General features: G+C 52.1%; 13 protein-coding genes. 6 read left to right on the top strand and 7 right to left on the bottom strand.

What is annotated here, in order from left to right:
• Nucleotides 1–67: 67 nt before the first annotated feature.
• From Q8K39_RS15005 to Q8K39_RS14990, 4 genes are all read left to right on the top strand, one after another.
• Nucleotides 68–823, top strand: a complete 756-nt coding sequence (locus Q8K39_RS15005) for a hypothetical protein (RefSeq protein WP_305261377.1) — start codon at nucleotides 68–70, stop codon at nucleotides 821–823.
• On the top strand, nucleotides 820–1,167 hold the full coding sequence (locus tag Q8K39_RS15000) for a hypothetical protein (protein WP_305261376.1): 348 nt from the start codon (nucleotides 820–822) through the stop codon (nucleotides 1,165–1,167). The genes Q8K39_RS15005 and Q8K39_RS15000 overlap by 4 nt, the downstream gene beginning before the upstream one ends.
• A gap of 15 nt (nucleotides 1,168–1,182) precedes the next feature.
• A complete protein-coding gene (locus Q8K39_RS14995) occupies nucleotides 1,183–2,037 on the top strand; it encodes a tetratricopeptide repeat protein (protein WP_305261373.1) in 855 nt (284 codons plus the stop codon).
• Between the two features lie 123 nt (nucleotides 2,038–2,160).
• Nucleotides 2,161–2,757, top strand: a complete 597-nt coding sequence (locus Q8K39_RS14990) for a DJ-1/PfpI family protein (protein WP_305261371.1) — start codon at nucleotides 2,161–2,163, stop codon at nucleotides 2,755–2,757.
• 293 nt (nucleotides 2,758–3,050) lie between these two features.
• Here Q8K39_RS14990 and Q8K39_RS14985 read toward each other — a convergent pair whose 3' ends face one another.
• The 6 genes from Q8K39_RS14985 to Q8K39_RS14960 form a co-directional block, all read right to left on the bottom strand.
• Nucleotides 3,051–3,410, bottom strand: coding sequence for a hypothetical protein (locus Q8K39_RS14985; protein ID WP_305261370.1), 360 nt, complete (start codon nucleotides 3,408–3,410; stop codon nucleotides 3,051–3,053).
• A 408-nt stretch (nucleotides 3,411–3,818) separates the two neighbouring features.
• Nucleotides 3,819–4,982, bottom strand: a complete 1,164-nt coding sequence (locus Q8K39_RS14980; RefSeq protein ID WP_305261368.1) for a hypothetical protein — start codon at nucleotides 4,980–4,982, stop codon at nucleotides 3,819–3,821.
• Nucleotides 4,983–5,276: 294 nt separating this feature from the next.
• Entirely contained in the window at nucleotides 5,277–6,185 is a 909-nt protein-coding gene (locus Q8K39_RS14975; RefSeq protein WP_305261366.1) for a barstar family protein, read from the bottom strand.
• A gap of 52 nt (nucleotides 6,186–6,237) precedes the next feature.
• Entirely contained in the window at nucleotides 6,238–7,545 is a 1,308-nt protein-coding gene (locus tag Q8K39_RS14970; protein ID WP_305261364.1) for a M20/M25/M40 family metallo-hydrolase, read from the bottom strand.
• A gap of 205 nt (nucleotides 7,546–7,750) precedes the next feature.
• Nucleotides 7,751–8,728, bottom strand: coding sequence for a DMT family transporter (locus Q8K39_RS14965; RefSeq protein ID WP_305261362.1), 978 nt, complete (start codon nucleotides 8,726–8,728; stop codon nucleotides 7,751–7,753).
• A 74-nt stretch (nucleotides 8,729–8,802) separates the two neighbouring features.
• Complete coding sequence (locus Q8K39_RS14960; RefSeq protein ID WP_305261360.1) at nucleotides 8,803–9,609, bottom strand: AraC family transcriptional regulator; 807 nt, start codon at nucleotides 9,607–9,609, stop codon at nucleotides 8,803–8,805.
• A gap of 329 nt (nucleotides 9,610–9,938) precedes the next feature.
• Between Q8K39_RS14960 and Q8K39_RS14955 the strand changes: the two genes are divergently transcribed.
• Complete coding sequence (locus tag Q8K39_RS14955; RefSeq protein WP_305261358.1) at nucleotides 9,939–10,355, top strand: response regulator; 417 nt, start codon at nucleotides 9,939–9,941, stop codon at nucleotides 10,353–10,355.
• A gap of 174 nt (nucleotides 10,356–10,529) precedes the next feature.
• Complete coding sequence (locus tag Q8K39_RS14950) at nucleotides 10,530–12,548, top strand: methyl-accepting chemotaxis protein (RefSeq protein ID WP_305261356.1); 2,019 nt, start codon at nucleotides 10,530–10,532, stop codon at nucleotides 12,546–12,548.
• A gap of 36 nt (nucleotides 12,549–12,584) precedes the next feature.
• Here the strand turns inward: Q8K39_RS14950 and Q8K39_RS14945 are convergent, their stop codons facing one another.
• Nucleotides 12,585–13,493 (bottom strand): lipase family protein, encoded by a 909-nt coding sequence (locus Q8K39_RS14945; RefSeq protein WP_305261355.1) that lies wholly within the window; start codon nucleotides 13,491–13,493, stop codon nucleotides 12,585–12,587.
• Between the last annotated feature and the right edge of the window lie 152 nt (nucleotides 13,494–13,645).

Genomic DNA, 13,645 nt, shown 5'->3' with positions numbered 1-13,645 from the left:
GCTTGTTGCAAACACAGGCATAAACGCATTACATTGTCAGCTTGAAAGAAGCTGGCCAAGAAAATGAATGCGAACACTGCCCATGCAGAATAAACCGATGAGTTGCCGTCTCTGCATCAGCAGCATAGCCGCATGCTGCCTGCTGACAGGTTGCCCGGCGACCGAACAAGCCACAGCCAGCCAGGCTGCAGCGCTGCTGCCCGCAAGTGCTCCCACTCATCCACCGGCAAGCCCGCCCGCAGCGGCCAGTTTGCCATTAGCGGCCAGCATCGCGAAGTACACTGGCCCCTTCGGCCTTGCCATGGCCATCAGCGAAACCGAACTTGCCAGCAGCCTGGGTTTTGTCAAATCCGACAAGGCCAGGCATTTGTTCCAGGGCCAGCCCCCGGCACCGGCAGATGATTTTAGTGACTACTACGCCATCACCGCCCCCATCAGCGGCATCTGCAAGGTAGGCGCATCCCGTACCATTACCGCTGTCAGCGGCACAGGCGCACAAATCAAAGCCGCCGCCGACCGTATCGCCCATGCGCTGGAACAGCAATACGGCAAACCCAGCCTCAAGAAAGACAAAGCCAACACCGACATCTACAGCCGCCGCCCGCAATTCTGGATGGTCGGCCTCAAGGAAGGCTCAGTCAGCTACGGCTACCTGTGGGCCAGCGGCAAGACAGAACGCGAACTCCCCGACAACATCCTCAACATCATCGTCTTCGCCCAGGCCAAGGCCATCAACCGTGGCGAAGTCGGCGTCAGTTATGAATTTGCGAATTATGCAAATTGCCAGAAGGAGTGGCGTAAAGAGAAGGGGAGCAAATCATGAATCCACATGTAGAGAGAAAACGTCGCTGGCAAGAATTGGAAGAGCTAGCCTGGGCACATTTCAAACACTTGCTTGGAGAAAATCAGATCCCGGCAGAAGAGGCAGAACGTATCACCTCTGGTGTCATTATCAACCCAGGAAAACCAAGAAACAGCGTGACCCTCAAAGTTAGCCTTTTGCCACCCGCCAAACCTGAAGAAGAGATGTGTGTCAACGGCATACCTATTGATAACCACTGGGATACAAAACCCTTGTGCATAGTGGAAGTCGATGCTGCAACTGAAGAAGTAACCGTCACCATACACAATGAAATGCCATGGTTAAGACATGATATGTTGAAATAAAACGTAGAGAAAAAAATGAATCAAAACATAGACCCCAAAGACGTACCGCAATGGATAGCCTCCACCACAACGCTGGCAGACGCTGCTGAACTGCAAGCCTGGTCCATCGCCATGCTGAACCGGATAGAACGTGGCGACCTGATCATAGGTATCCTGCCCGTGGACGAAGCACGCCAGGTTCCGCTCGCCTTGCGCAAGGCGCTTGATCTTGGCCTGGCAGAGGCTGGCATAGAGCTGGCCGACTGGCTGGTGCGCAATCCCATCGATGATGCCGATATCCCCGCAGCGGAGCAAGTCTTGCTGGAAGTGATCGCCCTGGGCAAACATGCTGCTGCTGTGCCGCTGATGCGCTACCGCTGGTTTTACCGTCGTGACGACTGCACAGAGGAAGAAGCACAGCAAGCCTTTGCACTGCTCCATCAATGGTGCGTACAACACCAGGACGACAGCGATGCCCTCTACTTGCTGGCACTGGTCACCTGTCATGGCTTTGGTACGGATGCCAACCCTGCCAGGTCGGCGCAAATGCTCAACAAGGCTGCCGCCATGGGCAATGCCGATGCCATGTTTGAGCTGTATATCTATCATTCCCAGGGCATAGGTGTCGAAGTCAATGAGGACAAAGCCATCATCTGCCTGCGCCGTGCTGCCGAAGCAGAACATCCTCGCGCCATGTACAACATCGGTGCTTTCCACGCTACTGGCCGCCACGTAGAGCAAGACATGGCACTGGCAGTGGCATGGTACAAACGCGCCGCCGAAGCCGGCCACCCCAAAGCCGCCGAAACCCTGGCCCTCATGTATGAACATGGCGAAGGCGTGGAAGAGGACGAGGAAATGGCGCAAAAATATTGGGATATGATTACCTGAGAAGGCGGCGCACACCTTGCTGCGCGTACGATATCAAGACCACTCAATGCAGAGGCGCAAGGCAGGCCAAGAGTGGACAATGAGCAGATCATTTTAGTTTTATCCTCACCCAGAAAGACGCACATGCACATCGCCATTCTCAGTTTTGAAGGTTTCAATGAACTTGATTCACTCATCGCCTTAGGCATACTGAACCGCATCAAGACTCCAGGCTGGCGCGTTTCCATCGCCAGCCCGTCTGCACAAATACGTTCCATGAATGGCTTGCTGATGGAGTCGCAGATATCTTTGCAAGAAGCCTGCACGGCAGATGCCGTCATCGTCGGCAGCGGTTCACGCACGCTGGAAGTGGTGGAAGATGCGGCCCTGATGGCGCAATTGCAGCTTGACCCATCCCGCCAATTACTGGCCGCACAATGCTCAGGCACACTGGTGCTGGCCAAGCTGGGTTTGCTGGACAAGGTGCCAGCCTGCACCGACCTGACCACCAAACCCTGGGTGCAGGCGGCAGGCATCGACGTACTCAACCAGGCCTTTTACGCCAGGGGCAATATCGCCACCGCAGGCGGCTGCCTAGCATCGCAGTATTTGGCCGCCTGGGTCATCGCCCGTCTGGTAGATACAGAAGCCGCAGCCAGCGCCATTCACTACGTCGCCCCGGTGGGTGAGAAAGAAGAATATGTGGACCGGGCGATGAAGAATATTGCGCCGTATTTGTAGTGCCGGGTTTTTGATAAAAACCAAAAATATCACCACAGAGACACAGCGAACGGGAATGCTGCTTGCAAGTAGTCCGCGCAGATACGATTAGTGCTTACGTCATCGTACGCATGCGTTGCCTCAAATTGCAAGTCGCCTCGATCAATCCACTTGTCAGGCTGCACCTTTGCGATGTGAGCGTGATGCATGCCAGATTCTATCTCATCGTAAGGTCAGGGATTGTCAAGCAGCATGGAGTCTTGCCGCTGACCATGCGTACGATGACGTAAGCACTAATCGTACCTATGGCTCTTTCATTTCTGTCTTCGTTTGAGGTTCCTTGCCGTGCCAGAATTCTCTCTTCCGGGCCTCACCCAAGCAATATCATAATCACTTGCCGCGGTCATCGCAGCATCCCGTTCTTCGTCTGATTTGAATCCGCCGACTGTCTCAAGCCCAAACTCACAGTTTCTAGGCTTCTCAAACATGTGATGCACCTTAATCTTGGCCGTCTGTAAGACGAGATACACTTGGGCCATTTCATCTACTCCTCGTGCATCGCCCACCACAAATGAGTCGCCCCGTACCAACGCCTCTGCTAGTTTGGGGACGTAATGCTCGGTGAATTCTTCCTTTGAAATTTTCAAATGCCCGCTGATGTATGCTGTTTTCATATTTCCCAACTGAAGTTGTCGTAAGTTTTCGGTGTTTTACACCAAAATGCTCAGCAATCCGGGCTTTTGCCGTTCCAAACACGCCGAGCAGGCCGTGTAGGTACTATTAGTGCAACGTAATCGTACGCATGCGATGCCTCAAATTACAAGTCGCCTCGATCAATCCACTTGTCCGGCTGCACCTTTGCGATGTGAGCGTGATGCATGCCAATTTCTATCTCATCGCAAGCCCAGGGATTGTCAAGCTTCATGGAGGCTTGCCGCTGACCATGCGTACGATGACGTAAGCACTAATCGTACCTATGGACCTGAGCCGTATCAAGACACCAGGCTAGCGTAGCCTTCTATGGCTTCCATGAAGCCCTGGCAGCCGGATGAAATGTGGCCACTTATGACGCATCACGATCTTCATTGGCTGTCCACTGACTCAACTCTTTCCGCACCTGTACAGGTGATTTCCCATCGTGGCACTGGTCCGTTCGCCATGGAGCTGCGGCTTTCAACTACCAGTGTCGCCTGGTCACGAGTAGGGTCTAGCCAAAATCTGTATCCGCCGTAGTATCCTGGTACGCGAAAGTGCATTTTGAGCGCGGCGACTTCTAGTAGTGGCCCCAATTCTGGCAGGCGTAACTGATATATTTCAATAAAACTGGGTTTGCTCATGATCTGATGCAGATGAGTTTGTATGGCTTGCATTTCTGCCGATGAATAAGGTAACAGTAGCACTGGTTCCAGCAAGTCAAACAGATGGCTATGGCCGTATAGTCTGGCGATATCCAGTGGGCGCTCGCCACCGGCGTTGACGATGTTGCGCCATGCCCCCATATCCAGCATAGCCTGTATGACTTCGCGCGGGGCTGCTGCTTCAGCAGCACTATGCATGGCGGTATTGCGTGAGGCGCCACTCAGTTGCCAGTCATTTGGATTTTCACCTTTGCTGAGTAGATCAAGAACCTTGCTCCAATCAGCAGCCTGCACAGCTTGAGCAAAGGATTGGCGGCTTCTGTTCCAGCCATATTTGTATGTGGAAGATTGCGTTGCTCCATTCCAGCTTTGACTATGCAGAATAGAAAGTTCTTTTTTATGACTTTCGCTCAGGATAAAATCAGGTGTGTCATCATTCCATCCTTCCGGGAAAGTGGTGGTTTGCTCACCGTAATCATGGCGCTGATCTTCGTTATATCTGACTGTGAGGTAGATAAAATTGGAACCGAATTCACTTCCTTCCAGACAGATAATGTCACTTATGTCGCCATAATTTTGGGGATAATTGTATAGCTCTATTTGCTTATGGTTTCCACCCTGGTGTGACAAATTCAGGGTGACCTGCAATGGTCTTCCTGCAATATCATTGCCAAGATCAAGCAAGATCTTTTCTGCAAGTACAGGCATATTCAGCTCGCTATGCTCAGTAATGGCGTAGGCTTGATACATGTTTCTCATGCCACGTCTGGCTTTGCGCTGATTGACCAGCCTGCGATAAGCCTCGTCCGGGCCGTGAAGAATGGTGTTGAAGGCGTTAATAAGCCTGTCCCCAATATTCATCATCTTATTTTTTGTTGTATTGCTCATGTGATGTTTATCATCATTCCTTATAGACATTGGCCTTGTGAAAAAACAAACTAGCCCGCGTAGATACGATTAGTGCAACGTAATCGTACACATGCGATGCCCCATATTGCAAGCCGTCTCAAGCAATTCGCTTGTCCAGCTGCACCTCTGCGATGTGAGCGTGATGCATGCCAGATTCTATCTCATCGCAAGCCCAGGGATTGTCAAGCAGCATGGGGGCTTACCGCTTACCATGCGTACGATGACGTAAGCACTAATCGTATCTACGTCCCTGCTGATGTCACACACATTAAATTAATTTTCCAATAGTAAGCGGATATATTTTTCGCTTTGCAGGAAATCGATAATCTCATCAAACAATGGCCGGTCATCCCGTGCCATGATTTCGGCAATGCTTGACAGTTCATCTTCCTCATAATCATGGTTTCGCAATGCATATTCGCGTTGCGCTAAGACTTCTTTAATGCGTGCCTTTTTGTCGAGCGCTATTCTGGCGATATTTGATGCTTTCCAAATCAGTGTGAAGGGAGTCTCTGCTCCAAAGCCGCCACAAAGGCAATCAGCGAGCGCATAGAAGCAGCCACCAAAATAGCCGCCTGGGCCATTGATGGCTTCGCCTAGTGCGATTAAAAAGCTTGAATAATCGGTGACATAATTTCCATCCAGTTCATACACCATATTGGCGGGTTTATCTTCAATATCAGTCTCACATAGACAATGATGCTTGCGAACCAGATTCAGCCATGACCTGCGTTGCAGAAAGTCCAGATCAGCCCAACGATTCTTTGTTTGCTTATCTCTGCACCACATCGCCTGCAAAACATTCACGTGTTCCAGATCAGGATCAAAATGCGTAACGGCCAAGACAATGTCCATAACGCCATCACTCTGTACATTGGCATTCAAAATGCCCGTCGCTGTTACATTGTATTCCGCAATTTTGCGTCCATCCGAGTCCAACATGTAAATCACCAGGCCTGTCATCCTGGTGGAAAATGCGGCAGACGTGATGGACTTCTGAAAATCCGGATCTACAATTACGCACCCGGACAGTTGTAAAGTCTCATCTTGACTGCTCGGAAAACGAACTTCTCTACGCAGCACCTGAATCGTGCTAAAGGAGACAAGTTCAATGTGCTTTACATCCTCATCTTCACTCAGGAATTCCCAGCTGGCCAGGCAAAAATTTTTGTAGTGCGTCACGTGCTTTGAATTTTCATTGGTTGATATTTGTAGTATTGCGAATTCTACTTGTTCACCGCGTCAACCTATACAAATAAATCGCCGTCCTGATCGTCGCTCTTTGTATTGATGAAATATCCAGGTCTTCATCCGGTGAATGCGCACCTCTGCCGGTGGCACCCAGGCCATCCAGGCTGTCTACGTAAGGCGCGACGAATTGGATGTCACCTGCGCCGCGCTCACCCGGTGGGAAGGCTTTTATCTCGCCCAGGCCTGCGTCAAAGCTGGCTTTGGAATACAGGTCCAGCAGGGCGTAGTTGCCGGGTGTGGGGGACATGGGCGGGTAGTTTTCACTAAAGCGTATGCTGGCACTGGTGCCGGGCAGGTTGTTGCTGACGATCTCTTTCATGCGGTCTTTGGCGCGCTGGCCCTGTTCTGCACTGAGGTAGCGCAAGTCACCATGTACCTGGGCGCTGGGGGCGATGACATTGGTTTTGCCAAAGACTGTGCCCTTGCTGTTTTGGCCGTCGTAACTGATCTCGGTGCCGCCTATGATATTGCCGGGGTTGAAAGTCAGGTCGGGCTCTATCAGTTGTTCGCGAAAGCTGTTCAGTATGCGCGCAGTTTCATAGATCGCACCATAGCCAGTGTGGCTAAACACGGTGGCAGAATGGCCTTGCTTTGCTTTTACATCCAGCACAAAACCGCCTGATGCACGGCGGCCTATGGTGCCGGTGGCATTGCCCTGATTGTCCAGTGCCGTGCCTTCAAAGGCCAGTGCTACATCGCTGCGTTTGGCAGCATTGATGAGATCAGTACGTGAGGTGGCGATGGGATGGCCTGCGCTTTCTTCATCACCGCTGAAGATGACCTGGATGCGGGTATTGTCGAGCGCGCCCACGGCATGCAGGGCGCGCAGGGCTTCGATCATGATGACGTCGCCGCCTTTCATGTCATTGACACCCTGGCCGCGCACGCGCTTGCCTTTTCTCTCCCACAATTGGACGGGGCTGTCTTTTTCAAAGACAGTATCCAGGTGGCCTATCATCAGCACCCGCTTGCCCTGGCTACCTTCGCGCTCGGCCAGCAAATGCCCGGCACGGTTCATGGCGGCGGGCATCTCAGACCAGCTGGTCTTGAAACCCAGGCCATCCAGCTCAACACGAAACAGCTTGCCGACTTCACGCACGCCTGCATGATTGAGTGTGCCGCTATTGATGTTGACGCTGCGCTCCAGTAATTGCAGGGCCGCTTCTGATCTGGCATGCACTGCGGCGACGATTTGCTGCTCAGTCGGTGACAGACTTTGCGCGCTGGCAGTGACGGTCAATACGCTGGCAGCTAAGGCGATGCAAAAGGGGAGCATTTTTTTTGTGATCATGGCACAGCCCTGCTATGGGTGGTGGCTGGTTTGGACAGATGCATAATGTACACGGTTTTGCATAAGATGGGGCTCGATGAACCATCTGAGGAAGCGGCGAGCGCATTCAAGACCGCTCAACACAGAGGCACAGAGACACAGAGTAAGCACAGAGAAATATTTGAGAGAGTTTGCTTGCTACCACTGGCATTAGGGTAAGACGCGCTTAATTTATAATCTCGGTGTTATCTCGGTGTCTCCGTGTCTCCATGTCTCCATGTCTCTGTGGTGAGATTTTTGGTCTTTTTGAAAACACAGGTCGACCATTGCCCAGCAAAGCCATCCCGCCTATCGCCAGCAGCACGCAGGTGATGCCCGTGATCTGGCTGGCACTGATGGTCTCACCCAGCACCACAACTGCCAGCACCGCAGCAGATACCGGGGCGAGGGCGGTGAACAGCGCGGCTTCGCTGCCGCTGACTTTGGCGGCACCGGCATACCACAGCAAAAAGCCAGCGACCGTCGGCACTATTGCATAGTAGATGACGGCCCAGATTGCCTTGTTGCTGACGGGTGTTTGCCATGCCATTTCAAACAGGGCTGGGAGGATGGACAAGGCCAGCCCCAGGCCCGTCATGATGGTGGACAAGGCCAGTGGTGGTATCGCCGTCTTCAGGCGTTTATTGAGCAGGATGAACAAAGCTTCGCAGACGATAGCAGCAAAAATAAGGGCGTTGCCAAGCAGCGAATGCTGACCATCATTACCAGACCCGTCTTCCCTGACTGCAATCGACAATACCCCTGCACCTGCCAGTAGCACCGCCAGCAATAAGCTGGCATGTGGCCTTTCACCTAAAACAGCAATAGCAATCGCGGCAGAAACAATGGGCAGGGTGCCGATGATGACGCTGGCATCTGCGGCAGATGTGAGGTGCATACCGGCGATCAGCAATGTGGTGTAGCCGACACTGCCAGCCCCGGCCTGCAAGACCAGCAAGAACCAGTCCCGCTTACCCAGCTTTGGCAGGCGCGTACCGTTGACGCACATCAAGATTAAAAAGCAGGGGAAGGCGATGGCAAAGCGCAGGGCTGTTGCGGTGAAGGCCGGCAAGCCACTGCCTATGATTTTGCTGGCCACTACCGTGCTGCCAACGACGATCATCGCCAGCGCCAAATATACATATCCCACTAATTTCTCTGACATTGCCTGCCTCACCATGGATGAAAAAACCACAGCGTGCCAGTTTGAAATTGCGGTGTCTTGAATAAAATTGCAGCTTATCGCTTGGTGCTATAAGCCCCTGGCGATATCCCGAAGTTGCGCACAAATAGCCGCGTCAGATGGCTCTGGTCAGCAAAGCCGCTGTCCATGGCAACTTGCACCAGCGGAATGCCGGCAGCGATCAGGCGGCGGGCGTGGTGCAGGCGGCGTTGCAGGAGATAGGCATGCGGCGTCATGCCCGTGACTTTGGCAAAGGCACGCAAGAGCTGGAAGCGGCTCATGCCACTTTGCTGCGCCAGGTCTTGCAGGCTGAGGATGGCGGTCGGGTCGTCATCAATGCGGCTGCGTGCATGGTGTATGGCAGTCGGCGTCGTCTGGCCGAGCACGGCAGGCTGTTGCATGACACTGGCGAACAGCAATAGCATTTGTTCTTCTGCTAACATTGCCACGTGCGGTGTTGCAGTCATCGTCGCAAACAATTCCTGCATTGCTTTGCTGATACGTGCATCACGCATGACTGGCAGACGAAATTCGGCCTGGGCCATTTTACCTTCGCTGATATCGGTCATCAGGCTGGCGATCAGCGCCGGTTCAAAGTACAGCATCTGCCAACTGCGCCCGCTATCCCCTATCGGCGTGCCATCATGGATCTCGCCAGGATTGACAGTAATCGTGTCACCCGCCATGGCCTCGACCATGCCAAGCCCGCTCAGAGACTTTTGCGCACCCTGCACCACCACGCCTATGCCAAACTGCTCATGCATGTGCCGCCCAAAGCGGTGCCGGGATTGCGCCCGCACTGCTTCCACACCAGGCAAGTGGCAGGGCAGCAGGGTGAATTGTTTTGGTCGGCTGGCGGGCATGGGGTGATGAGATAGATTTAATGAAAGTTAATATTGCAATATTGCATGATTTTCCTACAATGTGTATGTGCAATGTTGTGCTTGTATTATTAAAACTGCCAAATGCAAGGGATGTCAACGATTGTTGCTAATGACATTATCGTGTGTGGATTTTTGGTGCAAGTCGTATTTTTCTACTTTTTTTTCGGGTAAGCTAAGTACTCAATAAGCAAGTCTGAAGAAACACCTTCATTTGCCTCCTCGCCCTGGTTTTAAGTCGATCAACACAGTAGCGATGCGGTGAAACTGATCAAAAACCGGTTTGATATCTTGGCAGAGGACTGCAAGGCATGGGGGATACAGGCACTGGGAAAAATGCACTTTCACTGCATGTGCTGGTGGCTGATGATGATTTCTTCATGCAAAGGCTCGCCACTATCCTGCTCAATAGTCTGGGCCACACTGGTGTGGTGGTTGACGACGGTGAAAAGGCCCTGGCTGCATTAGCCAAAAGACGTTTTGACCTGGTTCTGATGGATATCATGATGCCCAATATGGATGGCTTGCAGGCGCTTGCCTCATTGCGCAAACAAGAGCAGGTTAACGGCAGGCATCAGCGTGTCATCATGGTCACTGGTCATGCGGAACCAACGGACAGAGCCAGACTGAGCGCCGCGGGAGCCGATGGCTATGTCAGCAAACCTCTGGAGATCGACGCACTGGAGCGAGAACTCCGGCGTGTGATGAGCGGGCATCCTCACGAGTAATCAGATAGTGCAACACGGTTTCAAATTTTGCATCAGCTAAGTAAGTCATCAAGCAGCAAGCGGCAGCATCGTGGTCAGTTTTTGCATCAAAGCCGGGTTGTGTGTCTCAGGAGACATTTCAGGCACACTTCGCTCCCTACATAGCGCTAAACTTCGTATCAAAAGGACGTGAGTATGTCGAATATTGTCAGAGCCAGTGCAGAGCTCAAGCAGTTTTTGGCCGCCCCCGCAGCCAAACCAAAATATGATTCCGCCTTTGCTGCCCATGGATTCTGGACCTTGGGCGTGGTGTTCATGCGCAATTTGCGGTTTAAGTCAAAAGCCGCTGTCATTTGCCTGATGTTTTTGATCCCCATGTCACTGGTATCGTGGAATTATGTGAACCAGACGCTTGAGAATATCAGTTTCTCAGCCAAAGAAAGACAGGGGGTCGAATACAATCAGATTGTTTTTCAGATGATCGACTATGCACAGCAATTACGCCGAGACTCTGGCCTTGCAATTGCCAACGCAGGAGCTGCTGCCACGGTTGAAGCGACCAAAGAAAAACTGAAAGTATTGCAGGCCAAATTGGCGGAAGCCGAAAAAAAATATGGGGCTGATTTTGGCAGCGCGAAAGCCTTTGCCCAAGTCCAGGCAGCCTATGCTGAGACAGCCTCTGCAAAGACGGTGGATGAAGTTCTACTAGTCCATGGCAAACATATAAAAGCCCTGATCGAGTTGATGGGCCTCGTGACCGATGGTTCAAACTTGACCCTGGACCCAGAAGTTGCGAGCTTCTACCTGATGGATGCATCTTTAGGCCATATGCCACAGGTGATTGATCAGACGGGCTTGTTGCGTGGTATGGGCATTGCGACATTGCAACGTGGCAACGTCAGCCCTAAGCAGAGTGTGGAGCTGATCAGTCTGCATGCGGTTGCAGCAAATGAATTTGAAGGTTTACAGGAAGCGATTGGAAAAGCTGTGGGAGCCGATCCCGCTCTGGCGAAGCAAGTGGATACAAAAAAAATCAGTAGCGATATATCCTCATTTATAGCAGTGTTTGAAAAAAATTTCGTTGAAACTCAGAATTTCTCACCTGAATTTCAAATCGCTTTCATCTCTCATGCGAATAAGGCTTTAGAGGAGCAACATCTACTGGCAGGCCACATGCTGGCTGAGCTTGATGAAATTCTCGCAAACCGCATCGCAGGCATGAAAAACGCGCTATATACAGGATTTGGTCTATTTATCTTTTTCATGTCGTTGGCAGCCTATTTCTTCTACAGCTTCTTTCTGGTGACGCGCGGCGGGTTGCAGACAATCAGAAAACATCTGGATGAAATGTCGGGTGGCGACTTGCGGGTTTCTCCCGCTGCACCGTGGGGTAAGGACGAAACGGCAGATGTGATTATAGATCTGCGCAGGACGTATGATGCCCTGCATGAACTGATACGCACCGTGCGCCACTCGGCGCGCGCCCTGCACCACACCAGCAGCGAGATTTCTTCTGCCAGCCTGGATTTGTCCTCGCGTTCAGAAAATGCCGCAGCTTCGCTGGAAGAGCAAGCCGCCGCCATCGAAGAAATCGGCAGCACCGTCAACAACACCACCGACAAGGCCCTGATGGCGGCGCGCTTTGCCGCCGACAATGCCAACGTGGCAGAAGAAGGTGGTAAGGTCATCGTCGATGTGGTGGACACCATGCACAATATCCATGCATCGTCCTCCAAGATCAGCGACATCATTTCCGTGATTGACGGCATCGCCTTCCAGACCAATATCCTTGCGCTCAATGCCGCCGTAGAAGCGGCCCGCGCAGGTGAGTCAGGCCGTGGTTTTGCCGTGGTTGCCAGCGAAGTGCGCAGCCTGGCGCATCGCAGTGCCGATGCCGCCAAAGAGATCAAGAGCCTTATCTCCAATAGCGTCGATCAGATCAACAGTGGCACCGTCGTCGTAGAAAAGGCTGGTGCCACCATGAACACCATGGTCAACAACGCCCGCCAGATCAATACCTATCTGACCGAAATTGCCTCTGCCTCTAAAGAGCAGGCAACCGGTGTGTCGCAGGTCGCCATCGCCATCAATGAACTGGATGAACATACTCAACAGAACGCTGCACTGGTCGAAGAAACCGCAGCCGCCGCAGGCGCTCTGACGCAACAGGCAGAAACCCTGCAAAGCGAAATTGCCAACTTTATTGTTGCCTGATAAAGCGAAAAAACGGGGGGCGCTATGGCCCCCTTGTTACCCTGGCAAATCCAGCACCGCCCGCAGATAATTGATCGGCGCGTGATCAGTCAGGGAGCGACTATTGATTGTGGTCTCATTTGAATCCCACATGCCACGCACTTGTAAGCGCCAGTTGAATGACACTGAATTACTGGCGTGTTCAAACTTGGTTAGCGCATTTTTACCAGTTGCCTCTTTGCCGTTTGCATCCAGATAGCGCAGGCCCTGTACATGTGCGTAATACACGATATCTAGTAGATATTCCAAACTAGCAAAGGGTAGAGAATCGGGTGGTACACGAGTAACAAGATCGGCATGATTGACATACCGACGAACATCGCGCAGATCAAAGACTTGGGCGAATTCTTTATCGCCAACACGCGGTGATCCAAAAGTAATCAAAGTGCTGTTGGTATGGATGGCTGCCGCCAGCGTTGCTATTGCGGCCCCCAGACTGTGGCCAGTAAAGTAGACCCTCATGTCCTGATGCTTTTTAAGCCATTCATTGAGCTGGCCTTCAATACCTTGGTAAGATGTCAGAAAGCCTTTATGTACACAGCCCTTGCCTCTCCATGGTACTGGCAAGAAAAAACCATCGATGAAGATATCTGCAGGCTCATCCGTTTGTGACCCACGAAAGACGACATAGGCTTTCCCTCCTCTGGTGGCGGCGAAGCCCTGCGTACCCGTGCGTGCGTCGATCAACAGCACCAGGTGATTAAAACCTGCATCGACAAGTATTTTAGTGAATTCTTTGCGTACAAATTTGCCTTGGTCGTCTAGCCCTTCGTTTTCGTAACGCCAATACGCCAGCCGCGACAATTCTGCGCAAAGTGCATGTTCGCTTGCCGGAAAATTATTTGTCAGTAAGGGAGCTTGCAGCTCAGGGTGAAACAGGGCAGTCGCGCTATTGTCGTAGTTCATGCTATTTCCTTGTTGTCGGGGAGGAGAAAATATAAGATAAAACATAATTATCTATTTTGCAAGTCTGCCCTGCCTGACGCAAACTCTTCTCATCCTCCCTGAGTCATCGCCACCAACTGACTGAAATCCCGCACAAAATACGTCTGGTCAAC

Source organism: Undibacterium sp. (genome assembly GCF_030683615.1).
Lineage (GTDB): Bacteria > Pseudomonadota > Gammaproteobacteria > Burkholderiales > Burkholderiaceae_D > Undibacterium > Undibacterium umbellatum.
Note: the sequence above shows the minus strand (reverse complement) of the source record. Positions and strands in the feature narration are given on the sequence as shown.

Excerpts from the sequence above, each read along its gene's own strand:
- Q8K39_RS15005 (WP_305261377.1), top strand. The coding sequence starts at position 68 with ATGCGAACACTGCCCATGCAGAATAAACCGATGAGTTGCCGTCTCTGC.
- Q8K39_RS15000 (WP_305261376.1), top strand. The coding sequence starts at position 820 with ATGAATCCACATGTAGAGAGAAAACGTCGCTGGCAAGAATTGGAAGAG.
- Q8K39_RS14995 (WP_305261373.1), top strand. The coding sequence starts at position 1,183 with ATGAATCAAAACATAGACCCCAAAGACGTACCGCAATGGATAGCCTCC.
- Q8K39_RS14990 (WP_305261371.1), top strand. The coding sequence starts at position 2,161 with ATGCACATCGCCATTCTCAGTTTTGAAGGTTTCAATGAACTTGATTCA.
- Q8K39_RS14985 (WP_305261370.1), bottom strand. The coding sequence starts at position 3,410 with ATGAAAACAGCATACATCAGCGGGCATTTGAAAATTTCAAAGGAAGAA.
- Q8K39_RS14980 (WP_305261368.1), bottom strand. The coding sequence starts at position 4,982 with ATGAGCAATACAACAAAAAATAAGATGATGAATATTGGGGACAGGCTT.
- Q8K39_RS14970 (WP_305261364.1), bottom strand. The coding sequence starts at position 7,545 with ATGATCACAAAAAAAATGCTCCCCTTTTGCATCGCCTTAGCTGCCAGC.
- Q8K39_RS14965 (WP_305261362.1), bottom strand. The coding sequence starts at position 8,728 with ATGTCAGAGAAATTAGTGGGATATGTATATTTGGCGCTGGCGATGATC.
- Q8K39_RS14960 (WP_305261360.1), bottom strand. The coding sequence starts at position 9,609 with ATGCCCGCCAGCCGACCAAAACAATTCACCCTGCTGCCCTGCCACTTG.
- Q8K39_RS14955 (WP_305261358.1), top strand. The coding sequence starts at position 9,939 with ATGGGGGATACAGGCACTGGGAAAAATGCACTTTCACTGCATGTGCTG.
- Q8K39_RS14950 (WP_305261356.1), top strand. The coding sequence starts at position 10,530 with ATGTCGAATATTGTCAGAGCCAGTGCAGAGCTCAAGCAGTTTTTGGCC.
- Q8K39_RS14945 (WP_305261355.1), bottom strand. The coding sequence starts at position 13,493 with ATGAACTACGACAATAGCGCGACTGCCCTGTTTCACCCTGAGCTGCAA.